The following is an 18,042-nucleotide window of genomic DNA, read 5'->3' on the forward strand; positions in this document are numbered from 1 at the left end:
AGGACTTCATTATTTGTTCCCGATCCTTCTATCTAACAGAAGTTATTCTTGCCGAAATTTCTTTCGGACTTCCGGACTTCCCGGACTTCCGGACTACGCTACTTCTTCTCCGGCAGCAAAATAAACTTAATGAGGTTATTGCCGCTTAAGTATTTATTGGCGGCCTCTTTAGTGCTTTGCGGGGTTACCTTATCCAGGTCGCCAACGTGTTTAAGGATGGCATCCGGGTCCTCGCTATTTTGGGAACATGAACCCAAATATCCTGCCCAAAAAATATTTTCCTTTAACTGCACCTGGGTTGACCGGGCATCAGTTACTGCAAATTTTTGAATATCCAGTGGCAACGCGCCGTTTTGTTTGATCTTGCTGATCTCGTCCATCGTTTCGGCAACCAGGCTGTCAACATTGGCAGGGGCGCACTCAAAATAAACGGTAAAGCTGTAGCGGCCTTCGGGTACTTTTTTATAGCTGGCTTTTACCCCCGGCGAATAAACTTTACCATCTTTTTCGCGCAGGCGCTCATCCAGTTTTATCTGCATAATAGCTTCCAGGGCATCAACTTGTACGTTGTTATCTTCATTATAATCATAGCTGCCGCTGAAAACCAGTTCAACGTTGCTTTTATCACCTATTCCTTTATTTACAATTTTTTTAAGCTGTCCTGCAGGCGGGTTAATATCTAAAACCTTGTATGTTTCTTTTTTGTTTGATGCCGGCAAGCCGCCGAAATACGCTTCAAGGTATGGCTTCACCTGATCTACCGTGAACGAGCCAACCAGGGTAAAAACAAAGCCGCTTGCGTCGGCAAACCGATCCTGGTAAAAAGCATAGGCTTTATCAAGGCTGGCGCTTGCAAGCAACTCCGGCGTAACTACCATGCCCCTGATATTATGCTTACTTAACGTTGATGATATGGTATCCGAAAAAATACTTCCCGGATCGAGGTTACGGGTAGCCAGCACTGATTTGGTTTGGCTGACATTTGAATCCCAAATATTCTGATCTTTCCTCGGCTGTGTAAAATAGAGATAGATCAATTGCATCGCGGTTTCAAAGTCCCGCGGCGACGCACTGGCGGAGATGCCCTGGGCCACATCACTGATATAGGGCGAAACCCGGACGTTTTTTCCACTCAGTTTTTTATCCAGTTCTGCCTGCGTAAAGCCGGCGATGCCGCTGCCGCTGATAATATCGGCAGCCATGCCGGCCGAGGTATAATCCTGGTCGCTGGCCAGCGAGGTACCGCCAAAAGCGTACCCGTTGATCAGGATCTGGTCGTTTTTAAACTGCGTTGGTTTTAATATCACTTTTACGCCGTTGCTCAACATCAATGTGGTTGTACCAATCAGGCTATCAACCTGTGTACTTACTGTTTTTCCTGCAACGGGCAACTTTTCAAGTAATGGTTTATCGGTGGTATAATCGATATATGGCTTTAAGCCCTTCCCGGCATCTGCTATCCAGGTGAGCAATGTAGCCTCATTTGGCAATTTGTCTTTGTCCTTATCTGGTGCTTCAACAATAATCACCCTGTTTTGGTCGCTCACAAATTTGGCAGCCATGGCATTAAGTTCGGCCAGTGTTATCTTCCCTATATTATTGATATAATAGTTATAGGCAAATGATACCCCGGGCGTAGCCCCGCCGGTTAAAAAGTTTTGCTGGTATTGCCCCACAAAATAGGCCGACTGTGTTTTATCCCTTTCTTTATAGGCGTTATCAACTCCCAAAAGGGCATTTTGTTTGGCACGTTCCAATTCCGTTAACGTAAACCCAAACTGCCTAATACGCTCTGTTTCGGCAACGGCAGCTTTGATAGCGGTTTCCAGTTCGCCGGGCTTTGCCACCGCGAGTGTTGTAAACGCATCCTGCCGGCCGGTAAATGCCCCATAGGCCGACTGACCATAAAGAAATGGGGGGTTAGCTTTTTGCAATAATTCGTTCAACCGGTCATTCAGCATGGCATTGAACAATTGTATGCGGATACTCTGCATATAATCAGCCGATGTTTTGACAATCGTTTCGGGATGTTTTACTATGATCTCCGCTAACGTATAAGGAAACTCTTTATCTGTTGCTATTTTAACAACTGTGCCTGTTGTTGGGGGCACAGAATAATAGGTCCTGGGTTTCTCATTTTCCGGATTTTTTAACGATGAAAAATCATTTTTAATGAGCGCCAAAACCTGTGCAGGATCAAAATCACCCACAGCAATTACGGCCTGAAGGTCGGGGCGGTACCAGTCATGGTAGTAAGAGGTGATCGCTTCAGGTTTAAATGTTTTAAGGATATCTTCCTTACCTATAGGTAACCGCTGCGCATAACGTGAGTTATTGAGTAATACGGGTAAGGTTTGGTTCCGTAAACGTTCTTCGGCATTTTTACCGCCGGCACGTTCTTCCTCAAGTACTACACCCCGTTCGTCGTTAATTTCTTTCGGGTCGAAGGTTTGGTAGGCGGCCCAGTTAGCGAGGATATTAAACCCGTTTTGAAAAACTTTTACGCTATCGGTAGGTACCGGCAGCTGATAAACTGTTTCATCAAAACTGGTATAGGCATTCAAATCGGCGCCAAACTTAATGCCCGATTTCTGCAAATAATTTACAAGGTCGTTTTTGGGAAAATCGCGCGTGCCGTTAAAGGCCATGTGCTCGGTAAAATGCGCCAGGCCCTGCTGGTCTTCATTTTCGAGCACCGAACCTGCTTTGGTTACCAGGTACAGCACTGCCCTGTTTTTGGGTTCATTATTTTTACGGATATAATAAGTTAAGCCATTGGGCAGCTTACCTTTTAATACCTCCGGGTCGAGTGGCAAGCCACCGCTTATTGTCGCCGGCGAAGGCACTGCTGCTTGACTTGTTTTTGCTTTTGCGGGGGCTGCTGCTTTCTTTTTAACCTGTTGCGCGGATATTTCGCCGGCCAGCAACACAAAACTTAGGGCTGCAACAGAAAATTTATGGGTAAAATTCATTTTAATCAGATAGTTATAAAGTTTGCTAAGATGCAATTAAAAGAGGATTTCACCGATTTTTTAAGGTGATTTCGCCGGTTTTTTGCGATTTCATCGATTGTTTTAAGATGACGGCACCGATTTAAGGAGCTGTGACGGCACAAAATCGGTGAAATCCTTCAATCAATCGGTGCAATCAAAACTAATAATGATACCGCACAAACGCCTCCATAGCCTCATACTCGGCCATGCCCAGTTTATCATAATTACGGGCAGTTTCGCGGGTACGGTCCTCGGCCCTTACCCAAAACTCCCTTGCATCATCCCCCGGGAATACCGGCCTGTCTTTCTGGCTTTGGTGTTTAAAGATCGCGTTGCGTTTTCTTATCACTTCCTGTGGTGATAGCGGTACGGCCATTTCTATCTCGTGGGTCTCAAATTCATGCCATGCCCCCCGGTACATCCACAGCCAGCAGTCTTTTACCCAGTCTTCGGTGGCTTTTAAGCGGTTTAATGCCGCTACAATGATGTTGAAACAAACCAAATGTGTCCCGTTCGGGTCGGCAAAGTCGCCTGCGGCAAATACCTGCTGCGGTTTTACTTTTTGCAACAGTTCCATCGTTAGTTTGATGTCTGCTTCGCCGGCGGTATTCTTTTTGATCTTGCCGGTTTCGTAAAATGGCAAAGCCATAAAGTGGATATTGCTGTCGGGTAAGCCGGCATACCGTGCCCCCGAGATGGCTTCTGTTTTGCGGATAAACCCTTTTACATCCCTGATCTCTTTGGTATCTACCTGGTTGGGTTTTTTGGTAGGGATAAAAGCCCGCATGTCTTCATAGATTTGTTTCAGCTTGCTGTTGTCTTCGCCGATGCTCTGGTTAAAGTCGATGGCGAATTCTACAAAGCGTAATACATCATCATCCCATACAGCCGTGTTGCCAGAGGTTTGATAGGCTACGTGCACATCGTGCCCCTGGTCAACCAAACGGATAAAGGTACCGCCCATGGAGATCACATCATCGTCCGGATGAGGCGAAAAGATGATGGAGCGCTTCCGGGCCGGCTGTGCCCTTTCGGGCCTTTGCGAATCGTCGGCATGGGGCTTACCGCCCGGCCAGCCGGTGATCGTGTGCTGCAACTGGTTAAAAATGTCGATATTGATATTATAAACAGGACCCTGTTCAACGGCCAGCTGGGCCATGCCATGGTTATTATAATCTTCTTCGGTTAGTTTTAAAATGGGCTTGTTTACGGTTTCTGCCAGCCAGATCACGGCTTTCTTTTTCAGGCCGTTTTCCCAGTGACAGTCTTTTACCAGCCAGGGGGTATCAAAACGGGTTAATGAACTTGCGGCGGCTTCATCCAGCACAAACTCCACATGATCCGATAACTGCAAATAGGTAGCCGGTACTTCTCCGGAGATCTCTCCTTCTACTGCTTTTTTAACGATCGGGGCTTTTTTCAAACTCCAGGCCATCAGGATGATCTCGCGGGCCTTAAAGATGGTACCCACGCCCATGGTAATGGCTTTGGTGGGCACATTTGATTTACCGCCGAAATCTCTGGAGGCATCGTTCCGGGTCAGGTCATCCAGGGTGACTAACCTGGTGCCTGAGTTTGGCGCCGAGCCCGGCTCATTAAAGCCGATGTGACCGGTACGGCCAATGCCCAGGATCTGCAGGTCCAGCCCGCCAAGGGCGGTGATCTTTTGTTCGTACTCCAGGCAAAAGGCGGGCACCTCGTCAAGGGACAGGGTGCCGTCGGGAATATTTACATGGCTTTTATCGATATCTACGTGCGAAAACAGGTTTTCGTTCATAAAGGTCACGTAGCTTTGCGCTGCGGCAGCCTGCATGGGGTAGTATTCATCCAGGTTAAAGGTGATCACGTTTTTAAAGCTCAAGCCTTCTTCTTTGTGCAGGCGCACCAGTTCGGCATAAACCCCGATGGGGGTTACCCCGGTGGCCAGGCCCAATACGGTTTTTTCGCCTTTGGCTTCTTTGCCGCGGATCAATGCCGCTATGCGGCCCGCTACGGCAACAGACGCCTGCTGCTGGTTGCCATACACCGTTACCGGCAGTTTCTCGTACCTCGTTTCTTCAAGTAAATTTAATCTCGCCATTGTGTTTGAGTCGTAAGTCTAAAGTCTTTAGTCTGAAGTCCTGTTTTGACTTGAGACTTTCGACTCAAGACTCCGGACTTAGAAAAAATTGGTGAAATCAAATATATCAGATATATTAAAAAAGTACGGTTTTAATTTAACTTTTGTATTCGATCAACAAATCCATAAATTGGAACCCATGGTATCCCTCAACAAAAACCTGCAAAAGCTTTTCAGCATCGCCCAAAAAACAGAAAAAATTATTGTGGGGCTAATGTCGGGCACTTCGCTGGATGGCCTGGATATTGCGCTATGCAGGTTTACCGAAAACGGTTTGAAAACGCAATTCAGATTGTTGCATTTTACGACGATCTCCTACCAGGAGGCTTTTAAAAAAGAGATCCAATCTGTCTTTGCAAAACGGGAGGCCGACCTGGAGAAAGTTTGCCTGCTGAATGCTTTTATCGGAAATTATTATGGGGAACTGGTTTTGGAGGCGCTTGCCGGCTGGGGAGTTGATCCTGGTGAAGTTGACCTGATCGCCAGCCACGGGCAAACTATTTATCATGCGCCAAAAAGGCTGCACCTGCAGGCAGATTATCCAAACGCAACCCTGCAAATAGGGGATGGCGATCACCTGGCCGTAAAGACGGGGATATTAACGGTTAGTGATTTTAGGCAAAAACATATCGCGGCGGGAGGTGAAGGTGCGCCCCTGGCATTGTATGGTGATGTTTTATTGGGGAGCAAACCCGGTGAAAACCGGCTATTGCTGAATATTGGCGGGATAGCCAACCTTACCTATTTACCTGCCGATGGCGACTATGTTAAAATTTTGTGTACAGATATTGGCCCGGGCAATACACTGATTGATGCCGCCTGCCAGAAATATTTTAACCTGCCTTTTGATGAAGATGCAAAAATCGCCTTGTCGGGAAAGGTAAGTGACGTTTTGTTAGCGGCTTTGTTAAACCAGCCCTTTTTTGACGAAGTGGCGCCAAAAACCACCGGGCCGGAATTGTTTAGCCTGGACTATGTTGCGATAGCCCAACAACAATCAAACACCCTAAAAATCAGCCCTGAAGACCTGCTCTGTACTTTAAGCGCCTTTACTGCAAAAAGTATCTCCGGATTCATTTCGGCTAATTTTAAAGTGGAAGGCCTCCACCTATTTACCAGCGGCGGGGGCGCAAAAAACCCCTACATCGTCAATTACTTAAAAACTGCCCTTCCGGGGGCAACAATTGAAGATACAGGGGTGCTGGGCATTAACCCGGACGCCAAAGAAGCTATTTTGTTTGCGCTATTGGGCAATGAAGCATTATGTGGAGAACCAGTGGCGATAGGGAATAATCCTGCCGCATTGATGGGAAAATTCAGTTTTCCGCTATAGCTTTTACCTGCTTTTTATTTAACGCTGAACTTAGCGATGTGATAACTTTCGTAGGCCATTTTGCGGTTAAACTCCAGGGCGATCTCTTTATAATTCACCAGGTCAACAATAGTGCCTATCCAGCAAAAGCCTCCGGTAAAAAAGTATAAAAGGCCCATTCCGATCTGGCCGACAAGGAACCTTTGGATCCCGGCGATCCAAATAAAACCCAACAGGGTAACCAATAAAATATCCTGGGGATTTTTTCTTTTACCGGAATATACCATATAAAAATATTTTTTTTGATTTTCATCAAGCTCTGCAGTTCCCTGCTGCAAAAGGGCCATCTCTTCGGCTGTTATTCCCGGAAATGCCATATAAGGGTTTTCGTACATGTCCATTTTTTTGATGTTTTAGGTGATCTGATTATTTAATAGCCTAAAATTACAACGATCGGACAATCACTCCAATTCTTAATTGGCTGGGGGGTAAAATAAATCGGTGAGCAAGGCCATTAGAGCGGCGAAAAGGGGGCCTGCATTTTTTACCGTGGTTACGGCATGGCGGCTATAGCACAACCAGGGCAAGCCGACGAAACGCTACAATAAAATTTTGTTAAAATTTGGATTAAAAGCCTGGTTGTTTTACGCCGTTAGCCATTGATGGCAAAAAATACCGCCCGGAAAAATTGCTCATTCAATTTTTAAATCTCAGACTTGTCCCTGCGGACATCTTATTAGGGCTACTGCAGCTTACCACCTTAAAAAGCTCCTTAAATATAAGTATTAATATATTAATTTGCTTAATTTTCGCCTATGGCAGATACTGAATCAAGGCTGGACGTTCCTTCCCGGAAAAAATTCTTTTACCCGGTTAAAGATGAACTGAAAAGCTACCTCGCAAAATATAACCGTTACCGTAACCTGGGCGTACAATACACTGACCTGTTGCGCTTTAATATGAGTGTGCCCCTGCTGGATAAAAACGGACACGATACGCTCTGGCAAACCGTTTACTATGATGCGGCCGAAATGCAGGAGCTTTTCCCTGCCCTTACGGCTATCTATGCTTTAATGAATGCATCCGGCTATATGGAAGTGGTTGATCAGCTGCAGATCGCGCAGATAGATTACTGCACCTTTGGCAATTCAAAGCCTTTCAGGATCCGGATCATCAATAAATTTAACGATAACTACGATTATTTTTATGTGAAAGCCGCCGATGCTTCCCGCATCTACGGGCTGGAGCTGGAGCATATCCTTTCGCCCAACCGTATTGGCTATCTAACTGACGGCACCACCATTATAGAAGATCACATCATCGGGCTGCCGGGCGATATCTTTATTAAAAACCGGCTGTCAACCTCCAAATTTAACCAGGTGCGGATCTGCAAGGAATTTGTGAAATTTAACGAGCGCTGTTTTATCCGTTTGCTGGGCGACATGCGGTCGTACAACTACGTGGTGCATATAACGCCGGATATTGAAGGCAACCAATACCGCATCAGGGCGATTGACTTCGACCAGCAATCGTACGAGGGCCGCCGGCAGTTTTACCTGCCGCATTATTTTAAGGAGAATAACGCCCTGGTAATGCTGGGCATGAAACACATGGATAAAAACGCCATGCGCCAGTACCAGGAAGAAGAGCGGAGCCTGATCAATAACCGGATAAAGCTGGTCCGGTACCGCCTGGTAGACCTGCTTACCTGTATGAAAAAGGATGAAGTTTCGCCGCTAAAAAAGGTGGAACAACTGGCCGCCGACCTGGCCGGATACCATAAAGAACCCGCCTTTAAAGCCTGCAAAACCATGGGCGAACTGGTTATTGAACAGTTAAATGTTTATACGTTTTTGTAAAGGGAGTTTAATATGTACCCGGGATATTCCACCGCCGCTGACAATCCCTCAAATCAAACGGCGAGGGCCTTTGCGCGCACCCTTCGAGTGCCTCAGGGTGACACCCTTTTTTTCAACCCAATGACCGAATGACGCGAAGCATCCTTCGAGTGCCTCAGGGTGACACCCCGATTTTTTTATCAATCCAATGACCAATGACGCGAAACACCCTTCGAGAGCCTCAGAGTGAAAGTCGTTTTTCTTCTATGCCAAACCAATGACCTAATGACCATCAACCCACCAATAACCTAATGAACCAGTGAACTAATGAACCAATTATTCTTCCACCATTTCGCTATTGGGGCTGCTTAATTCGGGGACTTCCTGTTTAAAATAACGTTTCTGGAATACCAGGATGGCGATAACGCCTGTTGAGATAGCGGCATCTGCGAGGTTAAATATCGGCTGAAAAAATTCAAAGGGCTGCCCGTGCCATGCCGGGAACCAGGATGGGTAGCTGCCCCTGATGATGGGAAAATAAAACATATCCACCACCTGTCCCTCAAATAATTTACCATGCTGAAACAGCACGCCGTAAAATACACAATCGATGGTGTTGCCTAAAGCGCCGGCAAAAGTTAGCGCCACGCAGGTAATTAGCCCGCGGTGGTATTTGTGTTTAATAAGATGATAAAGGCCGTAACCGATACCGATGCAGGCCACCAGCCGGAAGATGGTTAATACCAGCTTGCCGCCTTCGCCGCCAATTTCCCAACCGAAGGCCATGCCGTTGTTTATGGTATAATTGAGCATACCCCGGCTGCCCATAAAATGGATCTGGTCGCCGAGCAGCATATGTGTTCGTACCCAGGTTTTAATAACCTGGTCAAGCACAATGATGACAGCAATTAACAAAAAAGGTTTTGTGTAAGCAGCCTTCATTTATTGCCTTAGTTTTGCTTCCATGCTGAGGGTAGTATGCGGCACCGCGCGCAAACGCTCCTTCGGGATCAGCTTGCCGGTTTCGCGGCAAATACCGTAAGTTTTGTTTTCAATCCGTACCAGGGCCGCTTCCAGCTGCTCGATAAACTTTTTCTGACGTGCTGCCAGTTGGTTGATCTGTTCTTTTTCCAATGTGGCCGAGCCGTCTTCCAGTGTTTTATAGGTACCGGCGGTATCGTCGGTGCCGTTAGCATTTGGTGAGCTTAACGAGGTAGCCAATGCGCTCAGTTCTTCTTTTGCGCTGCGTAGTTTTTCCAGTAAAATACCCTTAAATTCCTGCAGATCCGATTCAGAGTACCTGGTTTTTTCGTTTTCTTGTTTCATTTAACTTTTAGTAATAGCAATCAAAATTTCGTTTCCGTCAATCGCGGCCAATTCGCCATCATTTAATTCATTATCAGGCAATATGCTGTCTGCCAAAATTTCGGCGCAAATATAGGATAAATTATTATTCACCGCTTCCCATATATATTCCGGGCATTTTATTTGTGCTTTAATCCTGTCGGTAACTTCAAAACCGAGGGTTTTGCGCAAGTTTTGTATCCTGTTGATCACCTCCCTCGCAGTCCCCTCCTGTTTCAATTCGCTGGTAAGTGTAACATCTAAAGCGACAGTTAGTTTTCCTAAATTTGCAACCTGCCACCCGGGAACATCTTCAGCGATAATTTCGACGTCACTGGTGAGTAGTGAGTAATGAGTAGTGAGTAGTGAGTTGACAATGTTGAGCTGGATATTGCCTTCGCTTTCCAGTTGCGCAATCTCATCTGCACTTAGCTTACCAATTGCCTCAGCCACCGCTTTCATATCCTTGCCCACTTTGGCGCCCAGCACTTTAAAGTTTGGTTTTATCTTCTTCTTGATAAAGCCAGAAGCATCCGTAATATACTCAATGTTTTTGATATTGGTTTCGGATAATATCAATTCTTTCACCTGCTCCACCTGCCCCTCAAAGTTTTTATTGAGTATAGGCAGTAAAATGCGGCCCAGCGGCTGCCTTACATTGATGCCCACTTTTTTGCGGAGCGATAATACCAGCGAGGAAATATCCTGCGCCATCTGCATCCGCTCTTCCAGGGCTTTGTTTACCAGCGTTTCATTATATTCAGGGAAGTAAGCCAGGTGAACGGATTCAAAGGCTTCTTTTTGGGTTGCCTCGTTCAGGTCCGAATATAATTTATCTGCAAAGAACGGCGCCACCGGCGACATCAGCTTGGCAATAGTTACCAAACAGGTGTACAATGTTTGGTAGGCCGATAATTTATCGTAGCTGTTATCCGATTTCCAGAAACGGCGGCGGCTTAAACGTACATACCAGTTGCTCAAATGCTCGTCAACAAAATCCTGTATGGCGCGGCTGGCTTTCGTCGGCTCAAAATCTGCATAAAAAGCATCTACCTCTTTGCTTAACGTATTGAGCAGGGAGATGATCCACTGGTCAATTTCGGGACGGTCGGTAATCGCTATTTCCGCTTCGCTATAGTTAAACTGATCGATATTGGCGTATAACGCAAAGAAAGCATAGGTATTATACAGCGTGCCAAAGAATTTACGGCGTACTTCATCTATCCCTTCGGTATTAAATTTCAAATTATCCCATGGCGAGGCATTGCTGATCATGTACCAGCGGGCAGCATCGGCGCCAAACTGTTCAATGGTAGCAAAAGGATCAACCCCGTTACCCAGGCGTTTGGACATTTTGTTGCCGTTTTTATCCAGCACCAAACCATTCGAGATCACATTTTTAAAAGCAACGCCTTTATTGCCCACGCGCCCGTTAACCGCTTTTATCTCATCGCTGGCTTCGCTCAGCATTACCGCTATGGCATGCAGGGTAAAAAACCAGCCGCGGGTTTGATCAACGCCTTCGGCGATAAAATCAGCCGGGTAAGCGCTTTCAAATTGTTCCTTGTTTTCAAACGGGAAATGCCATTGTGCATAAGGCATGGCGCCGCTGTCAAACCAAACATCAATTAAATCCGGTTCGCGGTACATGGCTTTGCCGGCGGATGAAGTTAATATTACATCATCTACATAAGGCCGGTGCAGGTCATCAATCACAAAATCAGCAGGCATTAAACCGGCAGCGATTGATTTTTCAATTTCCGCTTTCAGGTCGGCAATAGATCCGATACATTTTTCTTCCAGCCCATTCTCTTCGCGCCAGATCGGCAGCGGTGTGCCCCAGAAACGTGAACGCGAAAGGTTCCAGTCGACCAGGTTTTCCAGCCAGTTACCAAACCGGCCGGTGCCGGTTGATTCGGGTTTCCAGTTGATGGTTTTATTCAGCTCCACCAGCTTGTCCTTTACGGCGGTGGTACGGATAAACCAGCTATCCAATGGATAGTATAAGATCGGCTCGTCCGAACGCCAGGAGTGCGGGTAACTGTGTTCGTATTTTTTTACGTCGAAGGCTTTGTTTTCTTCCTTCAGCTTGATGGCGATCATTACATCGGTCGCCTTAAAGCCGGGTGCTTCGCGTTCTTCTTTGGTATAATATTCTTCTTTTACATAAAGGCCGGCGTAGTCGGTTACTTCAGCTACAAAGCGGCCCTGTTTGTCCACCAGCGGCACATCCTTGCCGGCTTCGTCCTTTACCATTACGGATGGCACGCCGTTTTCCTTACAGGCCCTGAAGTCATCCGCACCAAAAACAGAGGCCGTATGTACGATACCGGTACCGTCTTCGGTGGTTACAAAATCGGCGGGGATCACCAAAAAGGCGTTCTTTTCCAAATCCTCGTTGCTTACATATGGCATCAGCTGGTGATAGCGAAGGCCAAGCAATTCAACCCCTTTAAAAGTTCCGCGAACTTCCCATGGAATAATTTTATCGCCGGCTTTATAAGCTTTCAGATGATCTTCGCCCTGCCCTTCGGCCTTAAAATATTTAGTCACCAGGTCTTTTGCCAACACCACACTAACCGGCTCATAAGTATAAGGGTTAAACGTGCGCAGCTTTACATAATCAATTTTTTCGCCAACGGCAAGGGCACAGTTTGATGGCAGCGTCCATGGGGTGGTCGTCCAGGCTAATATCACCGTATCCTCGTTTTCGTCCTCAAACAATTGCGGCATCAGCGGATGCTGCTGCTCTTTTTTGAGGTGAAATTGTGCGGTGATGGTCGTATCTTTCACCATTTTATAGGTGCCCGGCTGGTTCAGCTCATGCGAACTTAACCCTGTACCTGATTTTGGCGAATAAGGCTGAACGGTATAACCCTTATATAACCAGCCTTTATTATAAAATTCCTTTAAAATCCACCAAAGGGATTCAATGTATTCGTTTTTATAGGTGATGTAGGGGTCTTCCAGGTCGACCCAGTAGCCCATTTTTTCGGTCAGGTCGTTCCAAACATCGGTATAGCGCATTACCTCCTTGCGGCAGGCGTCGTTATAATCTTTTACTGAGATCTTTTTGCCGATATCGTCCTTGGTGATGCCCAAAGCTTTTTCAACGGCCAGCTCAATAGGCAGGCCATGGGTATCCCAGCCGCCCTTGCGTTTTACCTGGTAGCCTTTTAGCGTTTTATAACGGCAAAATATATCCTTAATGGCGCGAGCCATTACGTGGTGAATGCCGGGCATGCCATTGGCGCTCGGCGGCCCTTCGTAAAACGTGTAGGGGTTGGCTGCCGGGCGACTGCTGATGCTCTTTTCAAAAATGCCGTGCTCCTTCCAGAAAGCAAGGATGTCTTTGCCTGTCTGCGATAAGTTTAACTGCTTATATTCCTTATACATCAATCTGTTACACCTCTATTTTTAGAGGCTGCAAAAATACGGAATTTAAGCTGAAAAGTATCATAATTATGTGAAATTGGGCGGGAAGAGTTCGTCTGAATCAGAATTTGCAGAATTTTAGAATTAACAGAATTAAAAAGTGCAATCCTGAAAAGTATCATAATTATGTGAAATTGGGCGGGAAGAGTTCGTCTGAATCAGAATTTGCAGAATTTTAGAATTAACAGAATTAAAAAGTGCAATCCTGAAAATTCTTTAATTCCGTAAATTCTGATTCAGATTATTAACGTGAAACCTTATATTTACCTGATGAAAACCTGTATCCTTACCATCCTGCTCCTCATTTCGGGCAAACTTTTTGCGCAAAAAACCATGGAAGTTAAAACCGGTATTCTACAATTTAGATATTATGAAGATTATTCTGTACTACAAGCTGACCCAAGCGTTAGGGAAGGCGGATACACCAAATATTTCGCCTCCGGTGATAAGATAATGTGTACTGGTTTCTATAAAAATAACCTGAAAGACGGTTTGTGGGTCGAGTATCGGTATAATGGTATGGTGGAAGACAGCGGTTATTATAAGCAGGACAGAAAAACAGGGATTTGGGCGGCGTATAAGTCCAGTGGAATGCTACAAATCATGTATGATTATACCAAAAAGGATCTGCTTTATTTAAAACGGGATTCTGATTACAAAACCAAAATCTATACAGTGATCGATAGCGCGGGCAAAAAGCAAACAACTTTAGACCGCCCGCCGGTATACCTGGATGGCGAATCGGCATTTAATCGCATTATAGCCGTTAACGTTGTCTATCCGGCCCAAGCAAGAAACAATTACATACAGGGAACGGTATTTATTGGCGTAACTATTAATAAAGAAGGGGCTGTTTCGGGCTACAGACTGATAAAACCCTTAGGATATGATTGCGACGAATCAGCATTAAAAGCTGTAAAATCACTCCCTGGCGAATGGCTTCCCGGTATTTTAGATGGGAAATCAGTAACTGTAGAATATGAAATCGCTGTAAGTTTCAGGTTCGGTAATTAAAAAACGGACCTTTACATACCTGTAAATAATCGAATAAACGTGCATAGCAAAACTCCGCAATCGCCATTACTAATTCCGCATTGAAAATCCGAAATCCGAACCGCTAAATCCCTTTTTGTATCGCCTGGTAAACCACATCCATTATTCTTGGGCGGGTGTTCAGGCTGCCCAGCTTGGGGCTCACGCTCGGGTTTACGCGGTTGGATAAAAACACATAAACCAGGTGCGAAGCCGGGTCCACCCATACACAGGTGCCGGTAAAACCGGTATGGCCGTAAGTTTGGGGCGAGGCATATTGCGAGGGATAATGTTTACTTACCTCTGGGTCCCACCTGTCAAACCCCAGGCCCCTGCGGCTGATGGCCGATTGTTGCTTGGTAAACAGGTCCACGGTTTCGGGTTTGATGTATGCTACCCCTCCATAGGTTCCCCGGTTCAGCATCATCTGGTAAAGGATGGCCACATCGTTGGCGCTGGCAAATAGGCCGGCATGGCCTGCAACACCGCCCATTAACGCGGCGGTGGGGTCGTGCACATAGCCGTCCAACAGGGCATGGCGGTATACCGGGTCGTTTTCCGTTGGCGGGATTTGTTCGGGCTTAAAGCGGTAAAGCGGTAAATAGCCGGCGGTTTGCATCCCGAGCGGGGTGTAAAACTGCTGTTGCACGTATACATTCTCCGGGGTCGAGGTTATGGTTTCGATGATCTGCTGCATAAAACACATGCTCAGGTCGCTGTAAAGATATTGACCGCGGGTGCGTAAGGGGGAGTTCAGCATCAGGGGCCACATCACGTCCTTAAAATAATCCTTTCGTAAATAGTAATTCTCATTTACTTTAGTGGGGTAGTCTGCAGAAGAATCGACGGTATAATCCGTTGGCTTAACCGCTTCTAATGTAGGGATATCCGGGATCAGGCCGGCCTGGTGTTCAAGCACCTCCTTCACCAGCAGGTCATTCTTGTTTGTTTTTCTGGCCTGCGGCAGGTAATGCCCTACGGTTGAATCGATGCTTAGTTTGCCCTGGTCGTACAACTGCATGGTTTCCATGGTTGTAGCTGAGATTTTGGTCATCGAGGCCAGGTCGAAAATATCGGTCAGCTTGTCGGGGATGGTTTTATCGTAGGTATGGTAACCGTAGGCTTTGTTGAAGATCACTTTGCCATCCTTTGCTACCAGCACCACGCAACCCGGGGTGGCCTGGTTCATGATGGCCTCGGTGGCGATATTGTCAATATCGATCAGGTTATCTGATTTTATCCCCACAGCCTCGGGTACGCTATATTCCAGGCGGATCTTACCGGTGGTGAAACCCATCCCCTTGCGGAAAACAGGCGAAATATTGCTGCTTAATTTCTGTGTAATAGCCACCCCGCCAAAAATAGCCTCTGCGGAAAAATAAGCCGAAACCGGCGAGATCCGTTGGCTCCAGATTACCGGCAGGCTCAAATTATTAAGTTTAATAAGGGCATTGCTGTTGCCAAACAATGCAATAATTACAGCCTTTGTTTTTTGATTGAACCTGATAAAGTCGGCAATTTGCGGGTTGTTCAAATCGGCTTCGTTTAGCTGCACGATCAGCGTATTGTACCATTTCAGGTCGGCTGAAAGGTCATCCAGGCTTTTGGCACCGGTGTATAAATTACCGTTAAACGCCGCCACTTTATCATATTTATTTAGCAGGCTGTCGAAACCGGCAGCATAAGCATAAGAGAAGTGTACGCTGGCTATTTTTTGCTGGTCGAGATTTTGGATGGGGATAGTATAGGCGGCGTTATTAAAAAGCACGGTAGATTTCTCCACCAAATTCACCTCGTCTACATAAGCCTGCCCCCTGAAAGGCGGATTTTGTGCGCATGCTGAATGAAATAAAACAAATGCTGAAAATATTAAAGTACAAAACCAACGGTTACTTCTTCTCATAAACCTTTTCTCCATTCACATAGGTTTTTAACACTTTAACGTTAGGCAGGTTTGCGCCATCTGTTTTCATGATATCATTATCAAGGATCACAAAGTCAGCAAATTTGCCCGGCTCAATGCTCCCTTTTTCATTTTCTTCAAATTGCGCTTTGGCGGCCCATATCGTCATTCCCCTTAATGCCTGCTCCCTGGTAAGGGCATTTTCAGGCTGAAAACCACCAGACGGGAAACCTTTCAGGTCTTTACGCTCCACTGCTGCATAAAACGTATACATCGGGTTAATGTTTTCGACAGGGAAATCAGTGCCCAGCGGGAGCCAGCCATTTTGCTGCAGCAATTGTTTGTAGGCATAAGCAGTTTTAATACGGGCTTTACCCAGGCGGGTACCTGCCCAGTACATGTCCGAAGTGGCGTGTGTGGGCTGTACCGACGGGATAATACTGTAATCGCCAAAGTACCTGATGTCTTCCGGCGCCAGCACCTGCGCGTGCTCAATACGCCAGCGGCGGTCGTTTTTGCCTTTCAGCACGCCGGCATAAATCTTCAGCATTACGCGGTTGGCCGAATCGCCAATGGCATGGGTACACATCTGGAAGCCTTTGGCCGCCAGTTTTTGCGCAACATCCAAAAAATGTTTCTGATCGCTCAGTAAAAATCCGCGCCAGTTTTTCTGATCGCTATATGGCTGCAGCAAACAGGCCCCGCGCGATCCCAATGCCCCGTCAGCATAAACCTTAAAGGCGCGTACGTCCAGCCTCGGGGTTTTATAAATACCTCTTTTAAATAAATACGCAAAATCCTCCGGGTTATCCGAAAGCATGACATACATCCGCATTTTAAGCGATCCCCTATGCTGCAATTGTTCAATCGTATTGATCATGGTATAAGGCAGGCCGCAATCTTCAACCGTAGTTAAGCCCGCAGCGAAACAGTTACGCTGTGCGTCTAAAAAAGCAGAGTCGGCAAGTGCGTCGCCTGGCAACGGGATTTTCTTTCGTACCAATCCTTCTGCATTATCCACCAGTAAGCCTGTAAGTTTGCCGTTAACCGTTTCAATTTTGCCGCCATTAATGGTTTGGCCCGGCTTTATACCCGCAATATTTAAGGCAGCCTGGTTTACCATAATGGCGTGCCCGTCAATGCGGCTCAATATCACCGGCCTTACGGGGAACAGGGAATCCAGTTTAGCCTTATCAGGGAATTGTTTTACTGTCCATTTATTTTGGTCCCAGCCATGGCCGGTGATCCAGCCCTCCGGGTTTCTTCGGGCAAATGCGCTAACCGAATCCACTACCTCCTGCCAGCTTTTGGTATTCTCCAAATGGGCCTCCTGCAGGCTGATGCCATAGCTGTAAAAATGCGAATGGGCATCAATAAAACCTGGGTAAACGGCTTTGCCTCCTGCATCTACTACTTCCTTTGCGGCATATTTTTTTTCGATCGTATCGCTGTTACCTACTGAAATAATCTTTCCATTGTTTACTACAAAGGCAGTGGCTGTGGTAAAATTACTGTCAACCGTGTAAACCACTGCGTTTTTAACAATAAGATCAACATTATAATCCTGGTGTTTACAGGCTGCGGCAAGGAAAAACAGTACGGGCCAAATTCTTTTCATGGGGCAAATGTAAAAAGTTTGTAAGCTACAAAACTATATACAAAAACAAATGCATAAAGTTGTGCGGTAAATAATTTTAATTTGCAATTCGTTTGCCCCGGTCATTCGCAGCTTGCGCGCGACCAATGCCGGTGGCCAAAACGCAGGGGGCACCTGAACCACCCGACACGCATGAATAAGCCTGGTACACCTGGTACACTAATTTTTTTAGTAATTTGTTTGGATTTTTAAAGAATAATCCATATAAAAACATCCTGCAAATTAACGATGCTAAACCTTACACCGGGCATTATAATTTACCTGCTTGCTGATTTGCTTTGCCGCCGTTGATTGCTTTGCAGTTTAAATGCACCTATACTAAACTTATGCCATCAAATAATTAATTTAGCGCCGGAATTGAAAAACCGCTGATCAAACATTTTTTTAGCGGGCAAGAAGGGAATTTTAC

Annotated in this window: 12 protein-coding genes; 3 read left to right on the forward strand and 9 right to left on the reverse strand. The window is 46.2% G+C overall.

What is annotated here, in order from left to right:
- Nucleotides 1-98: 98 nt before the first annotated feature.
- Nucleotides 99-2,972, reverse strand: a complete 2,874-nt coding sequence (locus tag MgSA37_RS26040) for a M16 family metallopeptidase (RefSeq protein WP_096356494.1) — start codon at nt 2,970-2,972, stop codon at nt 99-101.
- A gap of 181 nt (nt 2,973-3,153) precedes the next feature.
- Nucleotides 3,154-5,073: a glucosamine-6-phosphate deaminase gene (gene nagB, locus MgSA37_RS26045; protein ID WP_096356496.1), complete on the reverse strand. Its 1,920-nt coding sequence runs from the start codon at nt 5,071-5,073 to the stop codon at nt 3,154-3,156.
- A gap of 178 nt (nt 5,074-5,251) precedes the next feature.
- Here nagB and MgSA37_RS26050 point away from each other — a divergent pair, with 178 nt between their 5' ends.
- On the forward strand, nt 5,252-6,445 hold the full coding sequence (locus MgSA37_RS26050) for an anhydro-N-acetylmuramic acid kinase (RefSeq protein WP_096357755.1): 1,194 nt from the start codon (nt 5,252-5,254) through the stop codon (nt 6,443-6,445).
- A gap of 14 nt (nt 6,446-6,459) precedes the next feature.
- Here MgSA37_RS26050 and MgSA37_RS26055 read toward each other — a convergent pair whose 3' ends face one another.
- A complete protein-coding gene (locus MgSA37_RS26055; protein WP_096356498.1) occupies nt 6,460-6,825 on the reverse strand; it encodes an NINE protein in 366 nt (121 codons plus the stop codon).
- A 414-nt stretch (nt 6,826-7,239) separates the two neighbouring features.
- Between MgSA37_RS26055 and MgSA37_RS26060 the strand changes: the two genes are divergently transcribed.
- A complete protein-coding gene (locus MgSA37_RS26060) occupies nt 7,240-8,283 on the forward strand; it encodes a hypothetical protein (protein ID WP_096356500.1) in 1,044 nt (347 codons plus the stop codon).
- Between the two features lie 315 nt (nt 8,284-8,598).
- Here the strand turns inward: MgSA37_RS26060 and MgSA37_RS26065 are convergent, their stop codons facing one another.
- From MgSA37_RS26065 to ileS, 3 genes are read right to left on the reverse strand one after another with little or no spacing between them, the layout of a single operon-like run.
- Entirely contained in the window at nt 8,599-9,204 is a 606-nt protein-coding gene (locus tag MgSA37_RS26065) for a lipoprotein signal peptidase (RefSeq protein ID WP_096356502.1), read from the reverse strand.
- Nucleotides 9,205-9,588 (reverse strand): TraR/DksA family transcriptional regulator, encoded by a 384-nt coding sequence (locus MgSA37_RS26070; RefSeq protein ID WP_096356504.1) that lies wholly within the window; start codon nt 9,586-9,588, stop codon nt 9,205-9,207. It abuts the gene before it with no gap.
- On the reverse strand, nt 9,589-13,002 hold the full coding sequence (ileS, locus tag MgSA37_RS26075) for an isoleucine--tRNA ligase (RefSeq protein ID WP_096356506.1): 3,414 nt from the start codon (nt 13,000-13,002) through the stop codon (nt 9,589-9,591).
- A 288-nt stretch (nt 13,003-13,290) separates the two neighbouring features.
- Here ileS and MgSA37_RS26080 point away from each other — a divergent pair, with 288 nt between their 5' ends.
- Complete coding sequence (locus tag MgSA37_RS26080; RefSeq protein WP_096356508.1) at nt 13,291-14,055, forward strand: energy transducer TonB; 765 nt, start codon at nt 13,291-13,293, stop codon at nt 14,053-14,055.
- Nucleotides 14,056-14,158: 103 nt separating this feature from the next.
- On the opposite strand, the gene MgSA37_RS26085 is transcribed toward MgSA37_RS26080, so the two are convergent.
- From MgSA37_RS26085 to MgSA37_RS28475, 3 genes are all read right to left on the reverse strand, one after another.
- A complete protein-coding gene (locus MgSA37_RS26085; protein ID WP_232010734.1) occupies nt 14,159-15,991 on the reverse strand; it encodes a serine hydrolase domain-containing protein in 1,833 nt (610 codons plus the stop codon).
- Entirely contained in the window at nt 15,963-17,594 is a 1,632-nt protein-coding gene (locus MgSA37_RS26090; protein ID WP_096356512.1) for an amidohydrolase, read from the reverse strand. The genes MgSA37_RS26085 and MgSA37_RS26090 overlap by 29 nt, the downstream gene beginning before the upstream one ends.
- 76 nt (nt 17,595-17,670) lie before the next feature.
- The gene (locus MgSA37_RS28475; protein WP_157750752.1) at nt 17,671-17,847 is read right to left on the reverse strand and encodes a hypothetical protein; all 177 of its coding nucleotides are present in this window, start codon (nt 17,845-17,847) and stop codon (nt 17,671-17,673) included.
- Nucleotides 17,848-18,042 lie beyond the last annotated feature (195 nt).

This window comes from Mucilaginibacter gotjawali (assembly GCF_002355435.1).
GTDB lineage: Bacteria > Bacteroidota > Bacteroidia > Sphingobacteriales > Sphingobacteriaceae > Mucilaginibacter > Mucilaginibacter gotjawali.

Excerpts from the sequence above, each read along its gene's own strand:
- MgSA37_RS26050 (WP_096357755.1), top strand. The coding sequence starts at position 5,252 with ATGGTATCCCTCAACAAAAACCTGCAAAAGCTTTTCAGCATCGCCCAA.
- MgSA37_RS26055 (WP_096356498.1), bottom strand. The coding sequence starts at position 6,825 with ATGGACATGTACGAAAACCCTTATATGGCATTTCCGGGAATAACAGCC.
- ileS (WP_096356506.1), bottom strand. The coding sequence starts at position 13,002 with ATGTATAAGGAATATAAGCAGTTAAACTTATCGCAGACAGGCAAAGAC.
- MgSA37_RS26065 (WP_096356502.1), bottom strand. The coding sequence starts at position 9,204 with ATGAAGGCTGCTTACACAAAACCTTTTTTGTTAATTGCTGTCATCATT.
- MgSA37_RS26085 (WP_232010734.1), bottom strand. The coding sequence starts at position 15,991 with ATGGAGAAAAGGTTTATGAGAAGAAGTAACCGTTGGTTTTGTACTTTA.
- MgSA37_RS26060 (WP_096356500.1), top strand. The coding sequence starts at position 7,240 with ATGGCAGATACTGAATCAAGGCTGGACGTTCCTTCCCGGAAAAAATTC.
- MgSA37_RS28475 (WP_157750752.1), bottom strand. The coding sequence starts at position 17,847 with ATGTTTTTATATGGATTATTCTTTAAAAATCCAAACAAATTACTAAAA.
- MgSA37_RS26090 (WP_096356512.1), bottom strand. The coding sequence starts at position 17,594 with ATGAAAAGAATTTGGCCCGTACTGTTTTTCCTTGCCGCAGCCTGTAAA.
- MgSA37_RS26070 (WP_096356504.1), bottom strand. The coding sequence starts at position 9,588 with ATGAAACAAGAAAACGAAAAAACCAGGTACTCTGAATCGGATCTGCAG.
- nagB (WP_096356496.1), bottom strand. The coding sequence starts at position 5,073 with ATGGCGAGATTAAATTTACTTGAAGAAACGAGGTACGAGAAACTGCCG.
- MgSA37_RS26040 (WP_096356494.1), bottom strand. The coding sequence starts at position 2,972 with ATGAATTTTACCCATAAATTTTCTGTTGCAGCCCTAAGTTTTGTGTTG.